Source organism: Coleofasciculus sp. G3-WIS-01 (assembly GCF_040223135.1).
In the GTDB taxonomy this organism is placed as follows: Bacteria; Cyanobacteriota; Cyanobacteriia; order Cyanobacteriales; family Coleofasciculaceae; genus Coleofasciculus.
On the sequence record NZ_JAVJZI010000092.1, the window covers coordinates 1 to 25,095 of the forward strand.

Below are 25,095 nucleotides of genomic sequence, written 5' to 3' on the forward strand. Positions count from 1 at the left end.
ATAAACGGACGTGGAGAGGGTGTAAGACCTCATTTGGAGGCAACCTTCAGCGAAGCGTCAACCCCAATCAGCGACCACCCCGGCTAAAGGTGGCGTGGTGAGGAATCCCCCGCGCTCTTTAGCCGGGGGAGGATGTCAATGCCAGAAAAGTCCAATTGTTGCAGCGAAGCACGGGGTTAATCGTCGTGCCTTCACCTGGATTGTCAAACCTTATCGCGCCCTTGCGACACGGTTTGACCTCTATTCCTCTCCGGGTTGCTTCGCGCTCACCCAGAGTCTCACGAGATAAGCGATGAAAATGGAGAGCATCACTAACGGCATAGATATCTTTATCGCCGATATTCATCGCCACAATCTCCGACGATTTGATACAAGTCTTGCGACTTGACCAATACTGCTTCAATCTTCTCCTTATCCTTGGCATTGAGGGTCATGTTAAATACTCTGGCGTTATCTTCTATGTGTTCAGATATGCCTAACCTCGCACCAATAATCACACCCGCTACGGTTGGCTGATCGAGAATATACCGAACAGCTACGTTCGAGATACTCACCTTATATTGAGTTGCTATGTCCTGGAGTACGGTGAGCAATTCTTGAAATAAATTCCAACCGCCCCACGCATCAATCATGTTTTTATATTTTCTCAAGCTAGCCGTAGACAGTTCTGTTCCACCTGGTTCAGGTTTTCCTAAATATTTTTCTGATAACAAGCCACCGCAGACTGTGCCATAAGTGAAAAGTTTAATGTCATGATCTTGACAGAACTGCTCCATCTTGACTTGAGGACGGCGGTCAACTAGGGAATACTGAACTTGATTGGAGAGGATTTTGATCCCGGCGTCGATGATAATTTTTAGGTGTTCGGTATCAAAATTGGTTAACGCCAGGTGCTTGATTTTGCCTTCCGCTTGCAGTTGTGCCATCTGCTTGAGGGCGTCCAGATAGTTGCGATCGCGGTAGTCCCACCAGTGAAATTGTATCAAGTCTAGGCTTTCAACTTCCATCCGTTGGCGAGAGCGATCAATATTTTTCTCAACCCATTGTCGAGTCATTGAACCTGGGCGTGGCACCCATTTGGTAAAAGCTTGTATGTTCCCTAACGCCTCCTCACCGCGAGTCGCCACCAGTTGACGCCTAAATTCGCCAATAAAATCTTCAGCCGGTCCGTAATGATCTGCCAGATCCCAGGTGGTAAAGCCAGCATCTAGATAATCAAACATACTGGGAATGGCTTTTTTGGGATCAATGCGTCCATGAGCGCCAGATACTTGCCATAAGCCATTTAGGATGCGACATATGTTCAAATCTGGGGTCAATTGCAATCGGCTTGATTCAGGTAAAGTCATGGGGAGGGGGTAAAGTAAAAGAGTAGAAGGCTTCCTGCCGAATAACTAAGGCTATATAAACGCACTATACAGCCGAACCTGATATTACGTGCTACCGTCGCTTATTTTCCCAAAAAAAGAGGTCGCTGATCAAGTTTGACTTGGATACATGACCGTTTAGTTGAGGGGTCTGACCCCTATTTACGTTGCCGAACTTACCTATTAATCTTGAATAAGAGAAAAAAAGAGCCTATAAGTGGCTCTCTCGATTATCAGGGTGCATCTACTTAACACAGTATAGCATTTTGGGGGTGAGGGGTGTCACCCCCAATTCAAATGATTTTTCACCACCACCGTGGTCAAGCTCAGATAAAAAAGGAGAGCCCTATAGAATAGGCGACTCTCCCGATCATCAGGGTGCATCTACATAACACAGTATAGCATCTTGGGGGTGGGGGGTGTCACCCCCTATTTTATTTTCTCGGTAAAATCATTAAGAAGCCCGTGAACTCCTGTCGGAAATTCCAACTTCTATCAGTTGGATGTTTGGGTTGAGTTCAAAATCCCTAAGCAATACAGGTACTGTCCTGTTCCTTTTAATGATATTTGAGCGCCTTTTTCACCAAGTCGGGAATTTGGGAAGGATACTCAGCGACAGATATATTTGCCTGTTTGAACGCCGCCACCTTATGTTGAGCCGTTGTCGTATTCGCGATCGGTCCGGATAGCTGAGCGGCGATAATGGCACTGGTATCCCCGACTTGTTTATCTTCAGGGGTATATTGTCCCGCAACATAGGCAATCACGGGTTTTTCTATGGCTTGAGCAATAAACTCTGCTGTTTGATCTTCACTATCGCCCCCCGTCTGATCCACTAATACAATGGCTTCTGTACGTTTATCCTGGGCGAGAATTTCCAGCCACTGGCGAAATGAGGAGGCAATAATGGCTTCACTACCGAGATTCACGGCAATAGATTGTCCAAGTTTAGCTTCAGTTAACGCCAAAGCCACTTCATAAGAGAGAGTACCGACCCGGCTAATCACACCAATTGTACCAGGCTGATAAAATTCACACTCCTGAGTCCCCAGTAAAAGTTTTCCTGGCACAATAATCCCCGAACTACTCGGTCCAACAATCAGGGTTTCCCTGGCTTTAGCTTTGGCTAACAAGTGAATCATATCCAGAGGTGGAATCCCGCCCGTCACTAGAATAATTGGCGACAATCCAGCGTCTATCGCTTCTAACGCTGCATCCAAGGCGCTGTAGGATTCGGCAAAAATGATCGTGGCGTCGCAATATCCAGCAACGGATAACGCCTCTTCTACGAGGTCAAAGACGGGAATACCATGCAATGTCTGACCCCCTTGACCTGCACTAACCCCAGCCACTAGATTTGTGCCATAAGCTTTCATTCGGGCAGCATAATAGGAACCAATAGGTTGGGTGATGCCCTGAACCAGGATTTTCATGTCTGGTGTGAATTTCATAAGCACTGGATACGGCAATGTAGTAGATGCGATTAACAAGGTCAAGGTTTAGCGCAAGCGATTAACTATAGGATACCGATAAGTACTGGTTATTTGTCATTCGTCACTGGTTATTTGTCATTCGTCATACTCGCTTCTCTCCCAGCAAGTTAAGTCTTATGTCGCACAATGATCACATTCAAAACTCTATCGGGGCGGGTTTAGTCACATCGGGGCGGAAAAAAACGATAATAGTGAAACCCGCCCCTACACACTCACAACTATTTCATGACTTCGGAGCAGGTTATCTGGAGCCAATCCGCGTCTTCACGAAGTAAGGCGCGGTTCATGAACGTGCCAGAGAAATCGCTTGTGCCACTGCCTGATCCAAGTTACCCATCCAGTGTACAGGGAGTGCCGCTAAACGGTCTTGGGTAATGTCTAGTTTGCCGTTGGCTAAGCGAATCACCAAGTGAGGTAACTCTGTCTTAGATACAGATTTCGGTGTGAGATGGCGGCGGCGATAATTGCGTGAGTCACGGGAGCGCGAATTTCCTGTTGTTGGTCTTTCGCCTCGGTCTACTTCACTGACGTTAGGAATATTACCACTTTTTGATAGTAGATAATTGGCGATTACCTCAGCCACGGCTTCACTCGCCGCCGCGTTGCTCAAAATATTTACTAAGACAACTTGGATGTTTTGAGTGTCCGTCAATTGCTGCAAGGCATTTTGTAACTGTTGTATAGGAGATGCGGCGGACGGTACATCCCAACTGGCATAACCGTCTACAATTAAACAACTGGCTGGTTTGCCCTTGGCTTTGTACACTAAATCCAATGTGGCTGCGGCTAGACAAGGACTGTTACACAGAATACCAATATTCCCTTCACTATCCGTCCATTGTAGATCCGTGGGTTGGTCGGCGGGTTGGGGGGTGTGGGTGAGGCTTGATGACAGGTTTGCCAACTCAGATTGGCGTCCTAAAGCGTGATCGTTGACAGCAATTTTACCATCTAGCGCCATGACTTCACCGCTAGCACTGACGCCGAGGGGATTAATTTCCACTAAATCTAGGTCTTTTTGGATCAGAAGTTGATACATTTTCTGGACAATATCGCTGACTGATTCAATCAGGTGACCTTGAAGTCCCATTTTGAAGGCTAGACGCCGTGCGTAAAAGGGAGAAAAGTCTTCCTCTACTACCACTCGTTGCATCTGTGCCATTACCCCTTCGACATGGATACCACCTTGGCATGAACCCAACAGAACTGGACGTTTTAAGGCGTAGTCGAGGATCACCGCCAGATAAAATTCTTTTTCAGCATCATAGTGGGCTTCCGCTAGCAGCACCTTGGGGTACTTACCGAGAATGGATAGATTAAAAATAGCTCGTGCAGTTGCGATCGCGTCAATTGTATTTTCCACTGTCCGGATACCACCGGCTCTACCCCGCCCGCCTTTGGGGACTTGGGATTTGAGCACCACGGGATAGGGAATATCTAATTGTTTGAGATCCCTGGGATGATCCATGCATTGAGAGGGTAAGACGGGAATGCCGATCTCACGGAATAAGGCTTTGGCTTGGTACTCTAGTAAGTCCATAAATTTAGATGTTCAGCTAAGGTGGTCTTCTTAAAGGGTAAGAACTCTTAGCCTTTTACGTTACAAAAAGCTGACTCCAACAGCCACTCATTCACCCTGATGCAATCTCAATCTGCCGAACATGATTGAGATTGCCAATTAATATGATAAAGTGTTCCTATCAGTTTTGCTCAACAAATCCCCCTGTAGGGTATCGTAAAAATGAGCAGTCTGGCATCCTCTACGAAAAGGCAATTGGTATAATTTTACTCAAATACTGTTTTTTACGATTTTATAATTCATACTGTGTTCCCTATTAGTGATGATAATCCGACGCGCATTACTCCTTATGTAACCTACGCGCTCATTGGTGTTAATATTGCGGTTTTTATCCATCAATTACTCTTAACACCGCCCCAGCTTAATACATTTTTCCAACTGTATGCTGTCGTTCCTAAAGAGTTAAGCGCTAGCTTTGAGGGGATTTCGGTCAATCAACCGGTGCCAGAATGGTTTACCTTGATCAGCTCTCAGTTCCTCCATGGGGGTTTCTTGCATATTGGCGGCAATATGTTGTTTTTATGGATATTTGGTAACAATATTGAAGACCGTCTGGGTCATATCAAATACTTCATTTTTTACATTGCTTGTGGTATATTAGCCGCCTTGTCCCAGTGGTTTTTCTCGATGGAATCAGGGATTCCGTCTCTAGGGGCGAGTGGTGCGATCGCGGGAGTGATGGGCGCTTATATTCTCAAGTTTCCTACGGCTAAAATCAATACCTTAATCTTTTTAGGGTATTTCGTGACAACCATTCGATTACCTGCTGTTTTATACTTAGGCTTATGGTTTGTGCAACAAGCGTTTAGTGGTGTGGCGAGTGTCAGCGTGCCAACGGATGTGGGGACGGAAACGGGCGGAATTGCTTACTGGGCACATGCTGGCGGTTTTGTCTTTGGAGCCATCCTGGGTCCTTTATTTGGATTGTTGTCTGAAGATTAAATAATTGTTAATTATTAATAAGGAAAGAGAATTGTGGTTCCATTACGGGATGAAAATCCAGTCAAAATTATACCATACGTTACCTATATTTTAATTGCGGCAAATGTATTGATTTTTATCTATGAGCTAACATTAAGTCCTCAAGAATTGGATGGATTTTTTCACCTCTTCGCCGTTGTCCCTAAAGAACTAACCGCGAGTTTTAACGGCATTACTGTGAATCAGCCAATACCAGAACCGCTGACGTTAATCACTGCACAGTTCCTCCATGCGGGGTTTACCCATGTGGGATTCAATATGTTGTTTCTCTGGATTTTTGGCAATAATATTGAAGAAGAACTGGGTCGGTTCAAGTTTTTGATATTTTATCTGATTTGTGGTGTATTAGCCAGCTTAGCCCAGTGGTTTTTCTCCGCCCAGTCTGGGATTCCGTCTCTGGGTGCCAGTGGTGCGATCGCGGGCGTGATGGGTGCTTATATTCTTAAGTTTCCCAATGCTAAAGTCGTCACATTAATTCCCCTCGGCTTCTTTTTTACTACGTTAAGATTACCAGCTGTATTTTTCCTGGGATTTTGGTTTTTGCAGCAAGCCTTTAATGGGTTAGCTATGTTAGAAGCCCCAGCGAATGTGGGGATGGAAAATGGTGGTATCGCTTACTGGGCGCACGCTGGTGGGTTTATCTTTGGCGCTATCCTCGGTCCTTTGTTAGGATTATTCTCTGAGGATACAAAGCCATCGTTTTGGGACTCTCAGAATCTTTCTTGAACCCGAAGGTAACTAAAATTAGATCGAGGGGAGAGAACAGGGAACAGGGAAAACTCAATAACCGTGTCCACTCAATTTAATCGGATCGCCCTTTACTCACCCCCCCCCTGTTGTAGAACGTGTTTATTAAGAGTTATGTGCTTTCCTTGACATGCTCCCCATGGTATGGAAATAAGCATATTTTAGTGACTTATACTCGATTAATTGTTAAATCTAGATAAAAATTTGCTGGATAATAAAGATTTAAAAATTATAAAATCAGTAGTTTAAGAGGCAATCCGGCAAAGAAACCTCCGATAGTATAGGTGATGCAGTTGCCATCAACAAAGGGATGACATCGATGTCACTTAGTCACTTTTCAATTATAGAAACCACACTACGGGAAGGAGAACAATTTTGTGGGGCTAACTTTTCATCACAGGATAGAGTAGAAATTGCCAGGGCGCTTGACCAGTTTGGAGTTGAATATATTGAAGTCACCTCTCCTTGTGCTTCACCTCAATCTCGTCAAGATTGTCAGCATTTAGCTCAATTGGGTTTACATGCCAAAGTGCTGACCCATATTCGCTGTCATTTAGAAGATGCTAAAATAGCTCTAGAGACAGGCGTTAACGGGATTCATTTATTCTTTGGCACCTCCAGTTTTCTGCGCCAGTTTGGTCATGGAAAGAGTATAAATCAAATTGTTGATCGGGCAACGGAGGTTATTACCTTTATCCATAATCAAAGTCCTGAAACAGAAATACGCTTTTCTACAGAAGATTCATTTCGCAGTTTGCTTGGCGATTTACTCCAGGTTTATGGTGCTATCGATAAACTCGGCATGGTGAATCGTTTTGGTTTAGCGGATACTGTGGGTGTCGCGACTCCTAATCAAGTATTTAATCTAGTACAGACACTGCGCCAACATACAAGTACCGATATTGAATTCCATGGTCATAATGACACAGGTTGTGCGATCGCGAATAGCTACGCCGCCCTAGAAGCAGGTGCAACTCATATCGATACTACAGTATTGGGAATTGGGGAACGGAATGGAATCACCCCCCTGGCTGGATTAATCGCCCGTCTCTATACCGTTAATCCCGAACAATTGCAGTGGAAATATCGCCTACCCCAACTTGCAGCACTGCATCAACTTGTCGCCGATAAAGTGGGTATGGCAATTCCGGCAAACCATTATATTATCGGTTCAGCCGCATTTAACCATAAAGCGGGGGTTCATGCTAAAGCGATGTTAAATAATCCCCAAACTTATGAAGCCATTGATCCCAGCGACTTTGGACTATCCCGTTCCTTTTTAATTAATCATAAACTAACGGGTCGTCATGCTATTGCTAATCGCGCCAGTCAACTAGGATTAGACTTTGATCTATTCCAGATTCAGGCAATTACTCAGACAATTAAAGCATTAGCTGATCAACAACAACTCACTCTAGATACTGTCGATGAGATCTTGCGCTCTACTTTCCCACTTCAACCTATTGACACTCCCAGCCCTATAAATGCGGGGATTCTTCGTTCACAGATCCGGCTTGCTTTAACAGGATTTCTCCAATCAAAGTAGAGGTCGAATCTCCAGAAGCGTTCGGATTTAAAATCCAAGTTCCGACATGCCCTGCCGTACTTAAGGCTAATTTCAGAATATTAATGGCGGCGTTCCAATCCCGATCCAAAATACATCCACATCGACAGATATGAGTTCTGGTAGACAAGGATTTTTTAACTACCGTGCCACAATCGGAACATTCCTGGGAAGTGTAGGCAGGATTAACCGCGATGGTTATTTTGCCAAATTTTACCCCAAAATATTCCAGCCATTTTCTGAATTGATACCAACCTGCATCATTAATCGATTTGGCTAAACAATAATTTCTAACTAAATTTCTAACCCTCAAATCTTCATAAGCGACCAAATCATTAGATTGGATTACGCAACGCGCCACTCTTTTGGCGTGTTCTTCACGCTGCCTACTTATTTTGAGGTGAAATCGCCCTAATCGATTAATGGCTTTCTTTCGGTTGGTCGAGCCTTTCTCTTTGCGCGAAACTCGTCTTTGAAGAAATCTTAGACGTTTTTCACCTTCCCGGTAAAATCGGGGGTTGGGTTCAATGTAGCCATTGCTATCAGTATAGAACTCTTTGAGTCCTACATCTAAACCAATGGCTTTTCCTGTCGGCTGACTTTCTATTTTGTTTTCAGCGTTAACCAAAAATTGTACATAGTAGCCATCAGCGCGACGGACTAACCGCACCCGCTTTATCTGATCGAGTTGATAGAAGTTTAAGTCCCACGTCCCTTTGAGCTTAAGCTTGCCAATTCCCTTTTTGTCCGTGAAGGTTATTTGTTTGCGAGTTCCAGAAAGCTTCCAACCGCTAGTTTTGTATTCAACTGAGCGACAGTTTTTCTTAAACTTCGGATAACCCTTTTTTCCCGCAATAGCTTTTTTGCAGTTACTGTAAAACCGAGCAATTGACGAATAGGCTCTGTCTACAGCCGTTTGGCAAGCATGGCTATTTAAGTCCTTGACAAAAGAAAACTCAGCTCTTAGAGCCGTGTTATAGCGATACAAGTCTTTTTGTCCAACGCCTCGGTTATCCATCCAGTAACGGATGCATTTGTTGCGGACAAATTGAGCGGTTTGAATCGCTTCATCGATGGCTGAGTATTGAGTTGTCTTTCCTTTGGCTTTGAACTCAAAGACCAGCATTTGATGTGGAACAACTCGACATCAAAATTATAACACAGAAAAAGTCGTCCTGGAAGGACGAGGAGCCTGAACCCATTATTTCCGGTCATCCGAAGGTTTGGCACGCTTGACCAAAAATGCCACTAACCATGGGGCAATCATAATAATACCTAACATCCGAGTTAATTGCATGGCTAATACCAATCCAGTGTCACCCCCTAACTGCATTACAGTAGCAACCATTGCCTCAATTCCTCCGGGTGTGAATCCTAAAATAGCCGTTGACATATCCACATCGGTGATCAAATGAAATCCATAACCAATACCCAAACACATTAGGATTAACCCGATAACTAACCCGATTTCAATTAAGACGGCTTTGAAGAGTTTACGGGCGGTTTGCCAGTCAAACTGTACGCCAATGGATAATCCAATCAGCAATAATGCGCCAGCGAATACGGGTTGAGGCATTTGCATTTTATCTGGCAATCCCCAAAACGCAGCTAGCCCCACCAGAAAGGGACCGAAAAATCCAGGAGAAGGTAGACGAAATCGCTTTCCTGCCCAGAATCCCACGATACCACACCCCACTAGAATTAAAAGGTTCCACGCCATGGGTAAAGTTGTCACGTTACTGGTTGTGGCGACAGTAGCGGTGACTGATGTATCTGGGGTGGCGGGCACTAACAGAGTAGCAGCGCTAGGAATGATTAAAACAACGAGTAAGAGTCGGATATATTGGAGCAGGGCAACAGCGAGTGCATCCGCTCCCATCTCTTCGCTCATGACAACGATACTGGACGATGCACCTGGTATAAATCCTAGTAAACTTGTGGTGCGATCAATCCCAGCCCAACGACTTAAAAGATACCCATTAAATAAACTTAGACTCCCGGTGAGAAAAACACAGAGTAACAAGGGTAGGGCGTAGGTTGTTGCTACACTAATGGTTTCTGGAGAAAAGCGAGTGGCTGTAACTAAACCCACAACCACTTGTCCGATGAGTTTAAAGCTTGAAGGTAATGGTTGACGGCATCCTAAACTAATCGCATAGGCAATTCCCACCAGCATCGGACCGAGTAGCCAACCGACGGGGACATTTAGCCAACTAAAGAGTAAGCCGACGCCAATCGCGGTGATGATCTGCTGTGTAATTTTTTTGGTCTTAGGCAAATTTTCAACGAGTTTCTCTCTCCAACAGGAAAGACGGTTTTGATGGGGTATCGATGGGGATTCCGGTAATGAGGAGAGTTGCCAAACCACAAAGATTAATGGAGTATAAAAAACTTAACATTTCTATTCTATCATCTGTATTAATCAGGGTGCAGGGTATTTGCGGTAGAGTGTCGGGTGTCGAGTGTAGTGGCGTGACACACCTTATTTGATGAATTAGAATGGGAGCCCGGAAACCGTAGGGGCGCATGGCGTGCGCCCCTACCAAGGTGACAAAGGATAATTAGGGCTTGCTGAATAAGTTGTGGGTGAAGAGAGCGGGGAAGCAGGGGGAGCAGAGGGAGCAGAGGGAGCAGGGGAAGCAGGGGGAGCAGAGGGAGCAGGGGAAGCAGGGGGAGCAGGGGAAGCAGGGGGAGCAGAGGGAGCAGGGGAAGCAGGGGGAGCAATGATACATTTTCCCTGATAGCGGTGCAAGGGTATGAAAGGGTTTTACCCTATTTCCTTGAAGATGATCCAATGTCTATGCTACTCAAAGCCTTGATAGATAAGGGTTTTGCCGTTATGCAGCAAGCCCTAATTAAGACCTTGTCGCACCTGTCGGAATTGGCTCCTCTTGTTCTTCCAATTCTTCATCTTCAAAGGTATCTTCGTCTTCGTCTTCATACTCCAGTTCAATATCCTCCTCAACCTCGGTAGCGCTGACTGGAATCGACGTATCTGCACTGTTGATAATTGCGCCCAATAGGGGTGATGGTTCAGCTTCAGTTAATTCTTGAGCTGCCAGATTCAGGATTGATTTCTCGCTGTAACCCGGTCGGGTGACGAGTACCATCCCATCGGCTAGGGGTTCGAGTAACAGGGTATCATTGGACAGGGAGAGTGCCGGACTATCAATAACTACAAAGTCGAAGCGATTGCGAGCATCAGTGATAAGCTGTTGAAATTCCCGTGATTCTAGGATCGCGGCGGCTTGTTTTTGGGGTCCTGGACTGGGTACGATATAGAGATTCTCAATATTTGGGGCTAACTGAATGCAAGCACTCTTAGACCCGTAGTAAGGTAAGGGTTGGGTCTTCGCTTCCGGTTCAGGGGTGACTTGGTGGAAATGAGCTTGGGAGGATGAGCGCAAATCGGCTTCAATTAAAAGGGTACGCTTACCCGCATTAGCTGACGCGATCGCTAAATTATAGGCTGTGGTGGTTTTTCCTTCTCCGTTAACCGTGCTGGCGATTAATACCACTTTCAGGGATTTATTCTCCCCACTACAGAGCTTACTCCGGAACCGTTCGTACACCTCTAAATAAGGTGAACTTGACTTGAGTAAAATACCCGTTTGTCCCAAATCGGGGTCGATGCTCATCACCACAGGCAATTCTGCCAAGACAGGGACATCATGTTGTGCCAGCAGTTGCTGGATTTCTTTCGCCGCATAGAGTTTGCTATCCAAGATAGCCAGGATCAGAATCACACCGCTAGCCGCAATTAAGCCGACAAAAGTTCCCCCGGCGAGGATAACAATCGGATTGGTTGACTCTTTCCCACCTTTCTTCTGGACAGTAGGAGGCTGACCAACGCTGAGATAGCTCACGGTTTCTGCGTCGGCGGCTTTGGCATCAATGAGTGATGCCTGTAATCTGTTGTAGAAGTCTTGTTTGATCTGAAATTGCTGCGCCAAGCGTACCTGCTCTAGCTGCTTAGTGGGAATCTGTTGGTATTCCTGAAGCAGTTCCTGTCCAATTCTATCTGTGGTTTCCAGTTGGTCTTGCAGCGTATCGCGTTGAGTCGATAAGGATACCAATGTATCGGCTAATTGTTTCCGAGCTGGGTCAAGGCTGCTATCCGCTCGAATTTGCGGGGGGGTTAAAGCTTGACCCAAGCCGTTCCCTTGAACGATCTCAGCCGCTCGCTGTCCCAGCATTGCTTCATAAGTCCGTTGCTGTCGCTGTAACTCTTGGACATTGGGATGTTGGTCTCTATACCCTTGACTTGTGAGCAGTTTTATCTGGGTTTCAATTTGTTGCAGTTGTCCTCGTAAGCCAGCGATGGTGGGGTCAGCGCTGAGCGCTGAGTTGGTATAAGCTTGATCCGCCGTCAAACCTAACCGACTTTGCAAACTAGCCATCTGACTCTCAATTCCTTCGAGAGTCTGTTGCAGTTGGCGTTGCTGTTGTTTGTTGGCACTAATTTGTGCTAGCAAGCTGTTATCTTCAGCTAAGGCTAAGGCTGCGCCCTCAATCCGGTTAAAGGTTTCTAGTTCTTCTTGTGCTTGTTTTAATTCGTTTTCCGCCTCGGCTGAGCGTGTTTCAATTGAGTCAATAATCGCTTGCAGTCGCCCGCTATTAATTAAACGACTTTGCTCGATCATTTTCTGCATCAGCACTTCTACCGTTTTACCAGCTTGTTCGGGATCGTCATCCTTGTAGAATACTCCTATTATTGATGGAATCGCGGTTTCTTTGTCCCCTCCAGACGTGTTGAACTTCAAATCTACATTATCAATGATTTTTTTAGGATCAGAACCCACAGCTATTGCTGTGGCTTTAATCACATTTTCCTCTAAAAGATTCTCCTTTCCCAGTTGCAACCCCTGCTGCTGAATTTGGGTTCCGGTTTCCGAAAAGGTTCTCACCGGAGGCGTAACCGACAAAACTCCAACGGCTTCGTAAGAAATTGCACTGGGGGGAGAGGGCATAATTGCCACAATGCATGATCCGCCAGTAATTAGCGCAAAAACACCTATGCCAATGAATTTATAGCGATCAAGGGCGATTAAATAGCGTTTAATTAAGGGGATAGTCATAGTAATTTCACACTAACGAGTCGTGCAAGCGGAGTCTAGGAGGGGGTGAATGAATGGGGCTATATTAAATTGAGGCAACTTATATCAAAGGGTCTGTGCTTGTATTCTAGCTCAGCACCTCTACAGGATGATAGGGGAAAGGATGCGATCGCAGGCACAGTAATTCAACCCAACTCCCAAGCAACGGTTCGTCCTTATACCCAGTTGCGCCTCATTGATGTAGAAACAATGTACTCTGGCTCCCCCTGCTCCCCCTGCTCCCCCTGCTCCCCCTGCTCCCCCTGCTCCCTACCCTCTCCACCAGACTTATTCAGCAAGCCCTAATTATTATCATCCCCTGAGCCAAAAACATTCCCGACATTCTCAAAAAAGTTACGAAATCCGAGAAAATCGCTAAAGGGTCGAGTCACTAAACGCAAAGCATAGTTAACCTTGGCGATAAGGCTACGACCGATAACAATAACATCTTCATTCTGCAAGGGGACATTTTGCGCCAAATCACCCATGAGAACAGCTCTCCCATTAATGCGCTGTGTTACCACCTTACCCTGTTCGGGATCAAAACGCATTAAGGCAATTTCCCTTAAGTTCGCATCCTCCAAACTCGGCGCCAATGAGGTCAATGCATCAATAAAATTACTTCCATTGGGCAAATTCAGGTTGCCAATTCGACCATTGGGATAACTCAAGACTCGCAACGTAATTTGTGGTGTCGCTAGAGTCGAGCGAGAGGCGAGAGAGCGGTCATAATCGCTAATTGTACCAGTTTCTAATTCCAATACAACGACAGAATCCCCATCCCGCAGACGCACATCCGGTAAGGATGTAGCATTTTGCAGAGGCGTAAATAAGTCAATCTGTTGTTCAATAATCGAATTATTAACAGGAGAACGCCGACGCACGATGATAGTACGCAAGTCAGCTAGATTCGTTGTCCCGCCAGCCACTTGCAGAGCCGAAGTAAGCTGGGAACCGGGCGCTAGGGAGTAATAACCGGGTCGAGTTACTTCACCCGCAATCGTCACCGTGGCGGGACGCAATCCGGCTAGAACCACGGTAACATCTGGGTCAACTACAAATTCACTAAAGGCGGCGGCTAGTTTATTTTGGACTTGGTCGGGAGTAAGTCCGAGAACGTTAATTTTACCGACTAAGGGAACTAATATATTCCCTTGTAAATCAATTGTGCCGGAAAAATTGAGGTCAGGAAAGCGTTCCACTGTCACCGCGATGGAATCACCAATACCGAGAACATACTCATTAAATTGAGTAGTAGGTACTCTTTGAGGCGATTCTTCTGGGTAACCCAAGGGTGGCGGTGGGGCAAAGGGATTAGGAACATTAATATTTACTCCCTCTGTCGGACTATTGATTTCTGGTGGAGGTGGCAATGTGGGGATTTGAGCCTGTTCTCTTTGAGTCGTTGGTACTGAGGTTTCTGCTATTCTCAAAGACGTTGCCCAAGCGATTGAATTAATTTGCCCTAACCAGCCAATTGCTATTAATGTGCCGATAGCATACCAATTAACTTTATTCAAAATTATTCCCTCCACATCACTCAATTATCAGGACGGGTTTAGCCACAATTGTAGGGGCGGGTTTAGGGACTAAATTAGCTAGTCACCGATAACGGAACAACAAAACCCGCCCTTCCCACCGATAACGGAACAACAAAACCCGCCCTTCCCACCGATAACGGAACAACAAAACCCGCCCTCCTCACCGCTAAATGAACAACAAAACCCGCCCTTCCCACCGAATAATTGCTCAAAAAAACCTGCCCTTATTCATGTTAACCCTTGGTCGGGGCGGGTTTAGTCACATCTAGGTTAGGGAAGAGACGATAATGGTAAAACCCGCCCCTACACAAGCGCTATGCCTGACTAGCTCTCTCCACTCCCCCTGCTCCCCTGCTCCCCCTGCTTCCCCTGCTCTCCTATCCTTTTCAGTATTGGGGTCACACCTTAATCTTCTCCCGCCAGCGGTTCTGTCATCAATGCCTTTTGCACGGTTTTACTGAGAGATTCAGCTATCGGTTTGACCTCTGCCAAATCCCCTAACGGTTCCATCGGAATCTGGATAGAAACCGCTACCCATGGTACTCGCTGACGCTTTAACTGGGCAATTTGGTCAACCCAAAACCATTGACGGGTAGCTGGATGACCCCCTGTCGCCCAAGCGTACCACTGAACAACGGCGAAGGTTTGCTGTTGAGTCCAAGCGCGAAAGAGACGGGCATTAACTTGCGCCTGCTCGGATTTCGTTTCGACGGTAAAGTTTAAGCGTTGATGGGAATCTGTCTTCCATTGAAAGACACCATTAATATCCACCCATTCAACCTGAGGTTGATCAATCGGACCATTGGGAGGACGTAATAGTAGTAATACAGGTTTATCTAAGTCTCCCTTAATTTCCTGATAGGACCATTTATGCCCCCCTAAGGTTACAGTTTTTTGCTCTAGGGTTTCCCAGCCCGGAATTTCTAGCCCCTCAATTTGCAGCACTTTGATGCTACTGAAATTGGCAAATCTCGGTGGCTCAATCCACGACCAGTTGCCTGTCAAATAACTCGGTACTGCACCGATCGCGACAATGACTAACAATAACAGTAACACGATCGCGCGGTTGAATCCCAGGCGTTTAATCACCTGGCGCAGTCTTGAGGATTTCATCAGATTTGCCTTCATGGGCTTAGGGATTGGGGAGGGTTGATTATTGCGTTGTTTGGGTGAAGTCTGGGCGAAGCATTCGCGCTGGGAGTTGAGTAACAAACCGAGATATTTAGGCGCGAATGCTTCTCCCCTACGAATCTACGAATTTACAAACACCTGAATCCATTAATTGGTCACGTCTAGGATTGATGGGTTGGGGGTTCGGTGTGAACATAACCTTCAATAACTTTAAGTAAAACCACTAACATTCCTAACATTCCCGCCGAATATAGATCCCCGCCCCAACTTTCATGCAGCCAATGGAATGCTCCGTCCATGCCGGTGCCATGGAAAAATGTGAGTAGAGTATTGCGAATGATATTACCAATTACGCTAACCAACACCGCACCAATTAGTAATAATGTGGTCTTCTGTCGCGATGCCCACGCCCCACTCCAGTACAGCAGCATTAAACTTACATATAAACTGGTAAACAGCATCTTTAAGCCGGCGCAGTGGGGGGCGACTTCGACAATTCGTCCGCCGACAAATAAGTTAATGCCAACGACATTAACATCAATGCCAAATTGAATCAAAATAAATCCGGCAACTCCAGCAATAAAGCTCTGTAGGGGTAAGGCGTAGGGTTCGATTAGGTAAGGAAATGCAGTTGGTGTGGCGAGAATTACCAAAAGTAGAGGAAAGCTTTGTAAGCGTAAACCAGGAATGCCTTTAAACCATAAACAAAGTCCCGCTAAAACCGTGGGAAAGGAAATATTAACCAGTTCCGATTGACCCGACAGATAAAAGACACCACTAACTGCCAGTAATACTAACCCGACATAATTCGATTTATCCGGTATCGTTTGCCACTCCTGGCGGTGAGTCCAAGCGATATAGGCAGCAAAAGGCAGTCCGATTAAACCGTGGCTAAAGTATTCATGCTCAATACTAATACTTTTATTCAGCCAGCCATCGTACCAGTGGATTAATAGGGGCGCATAGAGGATAATCAATAACGCCGCGATCGCACCATCCCACAGGTGACGGTCAATAGCAATGGGAATCTTTCGTCCAAGTTCCATGAGCTTACCCCGAAATTACAGCCGCCGGATGCGGTTCAAACAAGCTATTTAGGCAATCAACTACTCGCTCTATTTGAGCGTTACTTATTCCAGGATACATAGGCAATGATAAAATTTCCTGGCATAGGGTTTCGGCATTGGGGAAATCACCCTCTTGATAGCCCAAATAGTGATAAGCGGGTTGCAGATGGCAAGGGAGGGGGTAGTGGATACCCGTTTGAATCCGGGCTGCATTGAGTTTATCTTGCACGATTTCACGGTCAAGGGAACAGGCGGCGGTAATCCGAATCACGTACAGATGATATACATGACCTGTACCGCTTTGGTTTTGGATGGGGATAATCCCTTTTTCGCCTAAGGGGGCTAATAATTGGTCATAGTAGTGGGCGGCGGCGTTGCGAGATTGGTTCCATTGGGGTAGGTGGGGTAACTTGGCGTTGAGAACCGCCGCTTGGATGGAATCTAATCGACTATTTTTGCCCAGTTCTGAGTGATAATATTTACGGGGAGCACCATAATTCCGCAGCGATCGCAAGGTCTGATAGATATCGGGATCACTCGTCAATATGATTCCGCCATCGCCAAAGCAGCCTAAATTCTTACTCGGATAAAAGCTAAAGCCGGCGCCAATACCCACCGAGCCCGCCCGATATCCGTCCCGTTGGGCTAAATGAGCTTGGGCGGCGTCTTCAAATAGTAACAGGTTGTGGGTATTGGTAAAGTCTAGTGACTGCTGAGGCGATACCATCTGACCATAGAGGTGAACCGGTATAATCGCCTTGGTTCTGGGGGTAATTGCCTTTTGCGCCGCATTCAGGTCAATCAGGGCGGTGTTTGGGTCACAATCAACTAAGACGGGTGTCGCCTTTGCCTGAAGTACACCAATGAGAGTGGCGATAAACGTATTGGCAGGAACAATAACTTCGTCACCGACACCAATCCCATTTGCCTGTAATCCTAGCGCGATCGCATCTGTCCCGGAAGCTACACCGACACCATAGTCTACACCAGACGCCGCCGCAAATGCTACTTCCAACTCCGCTAAGGCTTGACCTAAAACGAAATCGCCGCGCTGGATAACTGTCTGAATCCCTTGTTCAATGTCCGCTTGAATCGGCTGGTGTTGCAGCGTCAAATCAACAAAGGGAATGGTTTCTGGGGGTGGGGAATTCATGAATATACTACGAAAGAATAGGAGTTTGCTACAGTTAGGTTATTTTATCCCTTATTTAATTTATGCCCGATAAGTCGCTAATGCCTAGCCCAGAACTATCAAGTTTTGGTAAAGTTTCCGGTTAACCTGCGTTTGGTAGCAAAGCTGTAGGGTCGGGTTTTACCGATAAGATTTTGACATCAACCGATAACGTAACTAAACCCGCCCTTCTCTACCATGATGGCGCTGAAACGATGAATGCTGTTCACCAAAAAGCTACAATTGTAGCTAGGAGAGTAGCATCGGGAGAATCTCATGAATCGGCTACCACGTATGAACTTTAAGACCTTATTTGCCACTGCTCTTTGTTTGAGCCTAATTAACAGTGTAGACCTAGAGGTATCGCGCGATCGCATCAGCGCATCACTTGATATACGTCACGACGCCTACGCTAGAAGCAGTGGGGGACGCAGCGGTGGCGGTTCCTTTAGTCGCGGTTCATCTTCCCCTAGCCGTTCATCTTCCCCTCCATCATCGTCGAGAACTACTCCATCTCAATCTAATCCTACTAACAGAGGAACAACCGGGGGACGAGCTAGTGGCGGGACATTAGAGAAACCCACATCTCCAACTCCGACTCAAACCAAACCCCATCAACCGAGTCCCTCATCAACCCATCCCAGTCGCATCCCTTACCCGACTTATAGACAAGGTGGACATAGTTCGGTGGAACTGGAAATTGAAATTGAAAATGACGATGACGATTTCCCGAATTATCCGCCAACATCCTATCCAGGGACAACCTATTCAGCACCGCCTCCACAAAATCAAACCCTTCCCAATTCAGCACCCCCCGCACAACCCAATCAAAGCCTGACCAATCCGGGATCAACTAATAGTACAACTCCACCGCCAGCTACCGCGCCAGCAACAAATCCAACTCAAGCGGTGAACTCAACGAAATCAGCCAACTCTTTACCCGTCTTGATCATTTTACTCTTTTTTGGGGTCGGGATTTTCCTGGTGGTTTATCTGCTAATCAGGTTGATTTTGTCTCTCCTCAAACGCCGAAAAGCCGCCACCAATGAACTAGAAAATGATATTGTTACGGTGAGTAAATTACAGGTAGCCTTATTTGCTCACACCCCCAACTTGCAATCAGAGTTATCGGAACTCGCCTTAACTGTTGATACAACGACTCCCGAAGGCTTACTCGAACTGCTACAAGAATCGGCGTTAGTTTTGCTACGTCATTCAGATACCTGGAGTCATGTATTAAGCAGTTCACAAAGCGTTAATATCGAGGAAGCCCAAACACTATTTACAAAACTTTCGGTAGAAGAACGCAGCAAATTTAATGCCGAAACCCTCAGTAATGTTGGCGGAAGAGTGCGGCAAAAAGTTCCGGTAATGCCCGATGCTCAAGAAGATCCAGCGGCTTATATTGTCGTGACGCTATTAGTGGGAACAGCAGATGATCACCCGTTGTTTGGCGACATTCGTTCAGCCGAAACCCTGAATCAGGCATTAAAAAAAGTGGCGTCAGTACGTCCTGACTATTTGATGACAGTGGAACTGCTGTGGAGTCCTCAGAGTCAAGATGATAGTCTAACTTATGATGAATTGTTGACGGAATATACAGATATGATTCAAATCATTTAATTAACAAAAATGCCTCCTCAAGAGGAAATGTAGAGACGCGCCATGGCGCGTCTCTACTAACGCAGGGGAGCCTTATCAATGAGAAAAAAAACATGAAATTTATCAGTCCTAAAGTAGATTATGCATTTAAAAAAATATTTGGTTCTGACCAAAGCCAAGAAATACTGATTAGCTTTCTCAATGCCATTATTTATAGTAACAAAAACGTTATTCATTCTTTAACCATTCTCAATCCATACAATCCTGGTAAAATTCGAGAGTTAAAGGAAAGCTATTTGGACGTGAGAGCCATTTTGTATGACGGCTCGACTGTTATTATTGAAATGCAAGTATCCAGCACAAAAGCTTTTGATAAACGGGTCACGTATAACCTCGCTAAGACTTACGCAAATCAGTTAGGCATTGGCGAAGGTTACTGGCTGTTAAATCCAGTAATTGCTATAAATATTGCTGATTTTATCATGTTTCAACAAACCCCTAAAGTTGTGACAAAGTTTATTTTCAAAGAAGAGGAAGAGTCATTTAGGTATAAAGCCGTAGAATTACAACTCATTTTCCTAGAATTACCGAAATTCAATAAAACCTTGTCTGAGTTAAACAGTTTGACGGACAAGTGGATTTATTTTATTAAAGAAGCAGCAACCTGGGAAAGCATTCCAGCCCCTTTAGCGGAAGTATCTGCAATAGAGAAAGCGTTAAATATCGCGAATCAAGCGAATCTCACCCTAGAAGAATTGGAGGAGTTGGAGCGGCGAGCCATAATGTTACAAGATGAAACAGGGCGAATTATTCAAGCTAAAGATGAAGGAATTCTACAGGGAAAGCTAGGAGTAGTAGTAACTTTACTCCAGCAGCGTTTTGGCGAAATTCCTAAAAACATTAGCCGCAAAATCGAAGGCTTGTCTGGGAAAGATTTAGAACGCTTAATTCAGACAATTTTAAGCTTTAATAGTCTGGAGGATTTGTCAAGTTGGTTAGAACAAGATACATCGGCGGAATAAGTTGGGAGACTGATAGTTGTCCTAATTTTTAGCTCTAGCCAACCTAATTGAACGTTACGTGTTTTTGCTAACCTTTTCCTACCCTCATCTCCTCTCAACGTTGAGACCAAGGAATCTCAGACTTATCTGCCAAGAAACTCGCCACAGCCGCCGCACCATAGCGATTGAGATGACTCGGATCAGCAAAATACTGATTTTGATTTTTCCATTGCTCTGCTAAATCAACAAAAACAAACTCATTCTGAGCCGCCTTCTGCTGCATTCGCTGTCGAAACTGCCGTTCCCTCGTTAAACGCACCCCATCCAAATAATCATCACTCAAAGGCAAATTAACAATTACCAAAGGAATCTGCTGCTGCGCTAAAAATGCCTGAATTGAATTCAACGCCACCGCCTGGGGACCGGCAAAGCTAAAGGGTTGATAATCCGCATCATAGCGCCCCGCCACACGGGGATTTTGCTGATAGTAAGTTTTCGGGTCAAATTTACTATCCATCGGCAAAAAGCCATTGGCATCCATCGCGATCGCACTGTACCCTGTAGTATTACGTGCCAGTGCTAGTCTTTGCGGTTGGCTTCCCCCTAATTGAGTTAAAAGTAACCGAGTCTCTGGGGTAGAGACAGGATTGCTACTGGTTTCAAAGGAAACTCGGGTTAACCGCCAGCGTTGGGCCGTATCATTAGCAGGTATAGTATTTCCCGGTTGTGTGGATTTCTCTGAGTCGGGACTCTGGGTGATTGAAGCCGGAATCTCTTCACAAGTATTTGGGGTTTTGGTCGTCGATTCCGGTAGTTTGGGGCGATTTCCTGCCATTACCTGTTGATATCCAGCCGATGTTGCCAAACTATTATAAGTTTTATCCGTTCGCCCACTATTAAACGCCCGCACGCCATCTGCCCAAATAACCAGGCGCGGGAGTTGTTCCGGCTTTAAAAGTTGTCGCAGTTGAAAATCAACCACTTGAGCCGTCGCCCCATTTACGCCAAAGTTGAAAATTTTTAAACCCCCTTTACCGTAACGCGCCAGAACTTGTTGCAGTTGTTGCGGATCAACACCAACTAATGCCCGTGAACTGCCCACAATCAGGACATCTGGAGGACCTACGGCGGCGACATAAGAAAGATACAGCAGGAGTTGTTCTTCAAAGATGGGGTTATCAAAGCTGGCAAAGGGTAGAGGAGAGGTTTTTGTCGTTGCTTTTTGTTGGGCAACATCTAAGTTCCTCAGATATTCTGCCACCTTTTTCTGAGCAAACGCCCGTTTAGGACTATCCCCTGGTACCGATTGCATCGCCTCAATGGCTTGAATCCACCCTAAGACAACCAAATCCCAATCTTGGGGCGATTGGGCAGATTGGGCAAGATTCGCCGCCCCCGTGGCTTTGTCAATCGCTTTGGTAAAGGGATCAACTTGGGGCGGACAGGAGGGGGAATTTTCCACCGCGAGGATGGATTCAGTCTGAGAAGATAAATCCTGATCTGCAACCGTATCAGGGGGTGAATTGAAGGAACAGCCAGTTACCCCCATCAATAATGCAGCGAGGGCGGTATAGGAATGTTTCCAGTAAAAATTAGCCATAAGGCGATCGCACTCTCGATTGAAACCTTGTGCTGAGAACCACACTCAGCCGGAATTGATAGCCAGATCGTTTGATCCTTTCTTTATTATGCTCAAAATCGCGATCGCAAGAGATCAAACTTTCTCAATGTATCCACCAGTCCAGATTTTCTCCCTGCATCGCTACACACGGGCGGGTTTAATTCCATCGGGGTAAGGTCAGAAATGATAGTAGTCAAACCCGCCCCTACACAATCAAAACTCTATCCGCACCACGGGAACTACGGCAAAAATCGATCTAACGCCGTCTTCAATTGTTCAATTTCCGCCTCCATGTTACCTTCATCAGCCGCCCGACCGATACATTCAGTTAAATGCTCATCTAAAATAACTCGGGCAACTCGATTTAATGCGCCTCGAACCGCCGCAATTTGCACCAGCACATCTGGACAGGGGCGGCTTTCCTGTACCATCGTCTTAATCCCTCGGATATGTCCCTCAATTCGAGAAAGCCGATTGACAATTCGCCGCAGAGACTCCTCATCGTGAACATGAGTGTGGCTAGATGCAGCATGATCATGATCGCCATGGCTGGTGTGGCAGGATTGATTCAGTGACTGTAAGTCTGACTCTGAGCGAGTATAGGTTTCATTAATCAATGGCTTAGCTCCAGTTCGGGATTGGCAACATTTATGGGTTGGTTCTTCTGTTCATCGTAATCCAGAGTCGAGATGTTTGGGAGCAATGTTTTCCAATGGAGGGGAACCGCTTATCGCTGAAACACTTTTGGCTCAAAGAACGTCCTGGATTAACCAGCCAATGTTAAGCAATTGTGACAATCATTTTGATAGATGATCATAGATACATATAACTGAACTCAAGAATAAGGCTATGCGATTGACAACGTTGTTCCCTCGGTTACGCCAAATCAGCGCTTATCTGATTGCGATCGCAACAGGTGTTCTGTTGACGGTTGGGTTTTATAATGTCTCACCCTCTCACGCTGAACCGGTCTTGACAAATGAACCCGAATCCCCAATAGTTCTCGCCCAACGGCAGCCTGCGGCTAATATCGGCGGCAGTTTTGTCACGGCGGCGGTGAATCAAGTCGGACCTGCGGTGGTACGAATTGACACGGAACGCACAGTGACACGCCGCCTTGATCCATTTTTCGATGATCCGTTCTTCCGACGGTTTTTCGGGGAGGATGCGCTTCCCCAAATGCCCCAAGAACGGCGTCTGCGGGGTCAAGGTTCTGGCTTTATTATTGACCCGAGTGGTGTGGTTGTCACCAATGCCCATGTGGTGGACCGGGCTGATAAAGTAACGGTGATTCTCAAAGACGGACGTCAATTTGAAGGAAATGTGCAGGGTGTCGATGAAATCACGGATTTGGCGGTGGTCAAAATTGATGGCAACAATTTGCCTGTTGTCACATTGGGAGACTCCACTAATGTGCAAGTCGGGGATTGGGCGATCGCAGTGGGCAATCCCTTGGGGCTAGATAATACTGTAACTTTAGGGATTATCAGTACTCTCCAGCGATCGAGTGCAGAAGCCGGGATTCCCGAAAAACGACTCGATTTCATTCAAACCGATGCGGCGATTAACCCCGGTAACTCTGGGGGACCACTGTTAAACCAACAGGGACAAGTGATTGGTATCAATACCGCCATTCGTGCGGATGCGATGGGAATTGGTTTTGCCATTCCCATCAATAAAGCCAAAGAAATTACTGCCAAATTGATGCGGGGTGAAAAAGTTGTCCACCCGTTCATCGGCATTCGCATGACCACTTTAACCCCTCAATTGGCGCAAGAAAATAATCGCGATCCGAATTCCTCATTCATGGTACCGGAAGTGAATGGGGTTTTAGTCGTGCAAGTTGTGCCAGACTCTCCAGCGGCGGCGGCGGGTATGCGTCGCGGGGATGTCGTCACGGCGATTAATGGACAATCTGTCACTAGTGCACAACAGTTACAACGTTTGGTGGAGAATAGTGGCGTGAATCAAGTTCTTCAAGTCAAAGTGGTGCGGGGTAATCAGACGAAAACTTTATCAGTACGCACAGGCGAAATGCAAGAAACGACTTAGTGCCCAGAGGTACAGTAGCTAATGTAGAGACGTGCCATGGCACGTCTCTGAACAAGATGGACTTTATGTTGTTCTTTTTCCAGAAACTCGATAGTATAGAAACCTACAATAGGAATGACTTTAGGGGTTGACAATAAAGAATTTTAATGCACTAAAGTGCTTACTACAAACAGGTCTATTCAGGAAATTTTTGCTCAGATGAGGCTATGGCTTTAATCGTCTCGATTCCCCATTCGGCTAAAGGGTGATTTAGGGTGACTAAATAGTCCCATCCTTGGCGATACATGAGCAGTAATTCAGCCAGGTTTTGCTTTTCTTTGTCATCCCCAGCCGCTTGTCGGATAATTTCTGCTAATAATTCTGGTGAATTTAAGTTTAATGTAGTATCCTTGAGGTTAACTCCACTCAGGTTAGCACCACTGAAATTAGCCTCCTGCAAATTAGCACTATTCATATCTGCTCCAGTCAAATTAGCGCCGACTAAACGCCCATGACTTAAGTCTGCTTCACTCAAATTCGCCTCGCTTAAATTCGTCATACTCAACTCACTCCAACTGAAATTGGCTTTATATAAATTGGTCTGACTCAAATCAGCGTTAATCAAAGTGGCATTGCTCAGATTTGCTCCGACTATTGTAATGCCAGTTAATTGAGCGCTGATTAATTGAGCGCCGATGAGTTTTGCACCGCTGAGATTGGCGTTAATTAAGTTGGCTTCTATCAGGATGGCATCGGTTAAATTCGTGGCAACTAAGATAGCGCCACTAAGGTTAGTATTCAAGAATATGGTTTGACTCAAGTTTGAGCCAAATAAAACTGTGTTGCTCAAGTCAGCATGACTGAAGTTCGCGTCTTGGAGTCTTTCCGCGATTAGTGTTGCACCCTGTAAGTTTATGCCGGAAAAGTTTCGTTGATTTTGGCTATATTGCTGAAGCAGTTGATTTTCTGTGTCCATTTTTAGTAATGAGTTATGACTTATAAGCTCTCACCAGAAGCCCCTCTCCATCCCCCCTAGCCCCCCTTTGAAAGGGGGGGATGGAGAGGGGGGGAAAAAGGGGGGAATGAAGGGAGAGGGGAGCAAG

Annotated in this window: 22 protein-coding genes; 8 read left to right on the plus strand and 14 right to left on the minus strand. The window is 45.9% G+C overall.

All coding sequences use genetic code 11. The features are described 5' to 3' along the window. Positions 1-329 precede the first annotated feature (329 nt). The 3 genes from RIM23_RS09700 to RIM23_RS09710 all read right to left on the minus strand — a co-directional run bounded on the left by RIM23_RS09700 (position 330) and on the right by RIM23_RS09710 (position 4,400). Positions 330-1,349 (minus strand): aldo/keto reductase, encoded by a 1,020-nt coding sequence (locus RIM23_RS09700; protein WP_446366540.1) that lies wholly within the window; start codon positions 1,347-1,349, stop codon positions 330-332. A 575-nt stretch (positions 1,350-1,924) separates the two neighbouring features. After that, positions 1,925-2,818 (minus strand): succinate--CoA ligase subunit alpha, encoded by an 894-nt coding sequence (locus tag RIM23_RS09705; protein WP_446366542.1) that lies wholly within the window; start codon positions 2,816-2,818, stop codon positions 1,925-1,927. A gap of 325 nt (positions 2,819-3,143) precedes the next feature. Next, positions 3,144-4,400: an ATP-grasp domain-containing protein gene (locus RIM23_RS09710; RefSeq protein WP_446366544.1), complete on the minus strand. Its 1,257-nt coding sequence runs from the start codon at positions 4,398-4,400 to the stop codon at positions 3,144-3,146. 285 nt (positions 4,401-4,685) lie between these two features. Here RIM23_RS09710 and RIM23_RS09715 point away from each other — a divergent pair, with 285 nt between their 5' ends. The 3 genes from RIM23_RS09715 (at position 4,686) to lysS (ending at position 7,713) form a co-directional block, all read left to right on the plus strand. After that, on the plus strand, positions 4,686-5,381 hold the full coding sequence (locus tag RIM23_RS09715; RefSeq protein WP_446366546.1) for a rhomboid family intramembrane serine protease: 696 nt from the start codon (positions 4,686-4,688) through the stop codon (positions 5,379-5,381). Between the two features lie 33 nt (positions 5,382-5,414). Beyond that, complete coding sequence (locus RIM23_RS09720; protein WP_446366548.1) at positions 5,415-6,146, plus strand: rhomboid family intramembrane serine protease; 732 nt, start codon at positions 5,415-5,417, stop codon at positions 6,144-6,146. A 340-nt stretch (positions 6,147-6,486) separates the two neighbouring features. After that, positions 6,487-7,713 (plus strand): homocitrate synthase, encoded by a 1,227-nt coding sequence (lysS, locus tag RIM23_RS09725; protein ID WP_446366550.1) that lies wholly within the window; start codon positions 6,487-6,489, stop codon positions 7,711-7,713. Here lysS and RIM23_RS09730 read toward each other — a convergent pair. Continuing rightward, entirely contained in the window at positions 7,646-8,857 is a 1,212-nt protein-coding gene (locus RIM23_RS09730; protein ID WP_446360644.1) for an RNA-guided endonuclease InsQ/TnpB family protein, read from the minus strand. The two genes, lysS and RIM23_RS09730, sit on opposite strands and share 68 nt — an antisense overlap. Before the next feature lie 75 nt (positions 8,858-8,932). Beyond that, positions 8,933-10,099 carry an AbrB family transcriptional regulator gene (locus RIM23_RS09735; protein ID WP_446366552.1) on the minus strand — a complete coding sequence of 389 codons (1,167 nt, stop codon included), beginning with the start codon at positions 10,097-10,099 and terminating at the stop codon, positions 8,933-8,935. Between the two features lie 214 nt (positions 10,100-10,313). On the opposite strand from RIM23_RS09735, the gene RIM23_RS09740 reads away from it, so the two are divergent. Further along, positions 10,314-10,472, plus strand: a complete 159-nt coding sequence (locus tag RIM23_RS09740) for a hypothetical protein (RefSeq protein WP_446366554.1) — start codon at positions 10,314-10,316, stop codon at positions 10,470-10,472. Positions 10,473-10,586: 114 nt separating this feature from the next. Here RIM23_RS09740 and RIM23_RS09745 read toward each other — a convergent pair whose 3' ends face one another. The 6 genes from RIM23_RS09745 to RIM23_RS09770 all read right to left on the minus strand — a co-directional run bounded on the left by RIM23_RS09745 (position 10,587) and on the right by RIM23_RS09770 (position 17,719). After that, on the minus strand, positions 10,587-12,809 hold the full coding sequence (locus RIM23_RS09745; RefSeq protein ID WP_446366556.1) for a GumC family protein: 2,223 nt from the start codon (positions 12,807-12,809) through the stop codon (positions 10,587-10,589). A gap of 320 nt (positions 12,810-13,129) precedes the next feature. Further along, on the minus strand, positions 13,130-14,347 hold the full coding sequence (locus RIM23_RS09750) for a polysaccharide biosynthesis/export family protein (RefSeq protein WP_446366558.1): 1,218 nt from the start codon (positions 14,345-14,347) through the stop codon (positions 13,130-13,132). 74 nt (positions 14,348-14,421) lie between these two features. After that, positions 14,422-14,580 (minus strand): hypothetical protein, encoded by a 159-nt coding sequence (locus RIM23_RS09755; RefSeq protein ID WP_446366560.1) that lies wholly within the window; start codon positions 14,578-14,580, stop codon positions 14,422-14,424. Positions 14,581-14,773: 193 nt separating this feature from the next. Further along, the gene (locus RIM23_RS09760; RefSeq protein WP_446366562.1) at positions 14,774-15,481 is read right to left on the minus strand and encodes a cyanoexosortase B system-associated protein; all 708 of its coding nucleotides are present in this window, start codon (positions 15,479-15,481) and stop codon (positions 14,774-14,776) included. Between the two features lie 179 nt (positions 15,482-15,660). Then, positions 15,661-16,545, minus strand: a complete 885-nt coding sequence (crtB, locus tag RIM23_RS09765; protein WP_446366564.1) for a cyanoexosortase B — start codon at positions 16,543-16,545, stop codon at positions 15,661-15,663. A gap of 4 nt (positions 16,546-16,549) precedes the next feature. Further along, positions 16,550-17,719, minus strand: a complete 1,170-nt coding sequence (locus tag RIM23_RS09770) for a DegT/DnrJ/EryC1/StrS family aminotransferase (protein ID WP_446366566.1) — start codon at positions 17,717-17,719, stop codon at positions 16,550-16,552. A 173-nt stretch (positions 17,720-17,892) separates the two neighbouring features. Here RIM23_RS09770 and RIM23_RS09775 point away from each other — a divergent pair, with 173 nt between their 5' ends. The 3 genes from RIM23_RS09775 (at position 17,893) to RIM23_RS09785 (ending at position 20,361) form a co-directional block, all read left to right on the plus strand. Continuing rightward, positions 17,893-18,042, plus strand: coding sequence for a hypothetical protein (locus RIM23_RS09775; protein WP_446366568.1), 150 nt, complete (start codon positions 17,893-17,895; stop codon positions 18,040-18,042). Beyond that, positions 18,032-19,360 (plus strand): DUF1517 domain-containing protein, encoded by a 1,329-nt coding sequence (locus tag RIM23_RS09780; protein ID WP_446366570.1) that lies wholly within the window; start codon positions 18,032-18,034, stop codon positions 19,358-19,360. The genes RIM23_RS09775 and RIM23_RS09780 overlap by 11 nt, the downstream gene beginning before the upstream one ends. A gap of 92 nt (positions 19,361-19,452) precedes the next feature. Beyond that, a complete protein-coding gene (locus RIM23_RS09785; protein ID WP_446366572.1) occupies positions 19,453-20,361 on the plus strand; it encodes an Rpn family recombination-promoting nuclease/putative transposase in 909 nt (302 codons plus the stop codon). Positions 20,362-20,455: 94 nt separating this feature from the next. On the opposite strand, the gene RIM23_RS09790 is transcribed toward RIM23_RS09785, so the two are convergent. Next, on the minus strand, positions 20,456-21,940 hold the full coding sequence (locus RIM23_RS09790; protein ID WP_446366574.1) for a hypothetical protein: 1,485 nt from the start codon (positions 21,938-21,940) through the stop codon (positions 20,456-20,458). Positions 21,941-22,200: 260 nt separating this feature from the next. Further along, positions 22,201-22,533, minus strand: a complete 333-nt coding sequence (locus tag RIM23_RS09795) for a metal-sensing transcriptional repressor (RefSeq protein ID WP_446366608.1) — start codon at positions 22,531-22,533, stop codon at positions 22,201-22,203. Between the two features lie 277 nt (positions 22,534-22,810). Here RIM23_RS09795 and RIM23_RS09800 point away from each other — a divergent pair, with 277 nt between their 5' ends. Beyond that, the gene (locus tag RIM23_RS09800; RefSeq protein WP_446366576.1) at positions 22,811-24,013 is read left to right on the plus strand and encodes an HhoA/HhoB/HtrA family serine endopeptidase; all 1,203 of its coding nucleotides are present in this window, start codon (positions 22,811-22,813) and stop codon (positions 24,011-24,013) included. A 175-nt stretch (positions 24,014-24,188) separates the two neighbouring features. Here RIM23_RS09800 and RIM23_RS09805 read toward each other — a convergent pair whose 3' ends face one another. Further along, the gene (locus tag RIM23_RS09805; RefSeq protein WP_446366578.1) at positions 24,189-24,968 is read right to left on the minus strand and encodes a pentapeptide repeat-containing protein; all 780 of its coding nucleotides are present in this window, start codon (positions 24,966-24,968) and stop codon (positions 24,189-24,191) included. Between the last annotated feature and the right edge of the window lie 127 nt (positions 24,969-25,095).

Excerpts from the sequence above, each read along its gene's own strand:
- RIM23_RS09745 (WP_446366556.1), bottom strand. The coding sequence starts at position 12,809 with ATGACTATCCCCTTAATTAAACGCTATTTAATCGCCCTTGATCGCTAT.
- RIM23_RS09800 (WP_446366576.1), top strand. The coding sequence starts at position 22,811 with ATGCGATTGACAACGTTGTTCCCTCGGTTACGCCAAATCAGCGCTTAT.
- RIM23_RS09805 (WP_446366578.1), bottom strand. The coding sequence starts at position 24,968 with ATGGACACAGAAAATCAACTGCTTCAGCAATATAGCCAAAATCAACGA.
- RIM23_RS09730 (WP_446360644.1), bottom strand. The coding sequence starts at position 8,857 with ATGCTGGTCTTTGAGTTCAAAGCCAAAGGAAAGACAACTCAATACTCA.
- lysS (WP_446366550.1), top strand. The coding sequence starts at position 6,487 with ATGTCACTTAGTCACTTTTCAATTATAGAAACCACACTACGGGAAGGA.
- crtB (WP_446366564.1), bottom strand. The coding sequence starts at position 16,545 with ATGGAACTTGGACGAAAGATTCCCATTGCTATTGACCGTCACCTGTGG.
- RIM23_RS09780 (WP_446366570.1), top strand. The coding sequence starts at position 18,032 with ATGAACTTTAAGACCTTATTTGCCACTGCTCTTTGTTTGAGCCTAATT.
- RIM23_RS09785 (WP_446366572.1), top strand. The coding sequence starts at position 19,453 with ATGAAATTTATCAGTCCTAAAGTAGATTATGCATTTAAAAAAATATTT.
- RIM23_RS09790 (WP_446366574.1), bottom strand. The coding sequence starts at position 21,940 with ATGGCTAATTTTTACTGGAAACATTCCTATACCGCCCTCGCTGCATTA.
- RIM23_RS09705 (WP_446366542.1), bottom strand. The coding sequence starts at position 2,818 with ATGAAATTCACACCAGACATGAAAATCCTGGTTCAGGGCATCACCCAA.
- RIM23_RS09760 (WP_446366562.1), bottom strand. The coding sequence starts at position 15,481 with ATGAAATCCTCAAGACTGCGCCAGGTGATTAAACGCCTGGGATTCAAC.
- RIM23_RS09770 (WP_446366566.1), bottom strand. The coding sequence starts at position 17,719 with ATGAATTCCCCACCCCCAGAAACCATTCCCTTTGTTGATTTGACGCTG.
- RIM23_RS09700 (WP_446366540.1), bottom strand. The coding sequence starts at position 1,349 with ATGACTTTACCTGAATCAAGCCGATTGCAATTGACCCCAGATTTGAAC.
- RIM23_RS09710 (WP_446366544.1), bottom strand. The coding sequence starts at position 4,400 with ATGGACTTACTAGAGTACCAAGCCAAAGCCTTATTCCGTGAGATCGGC.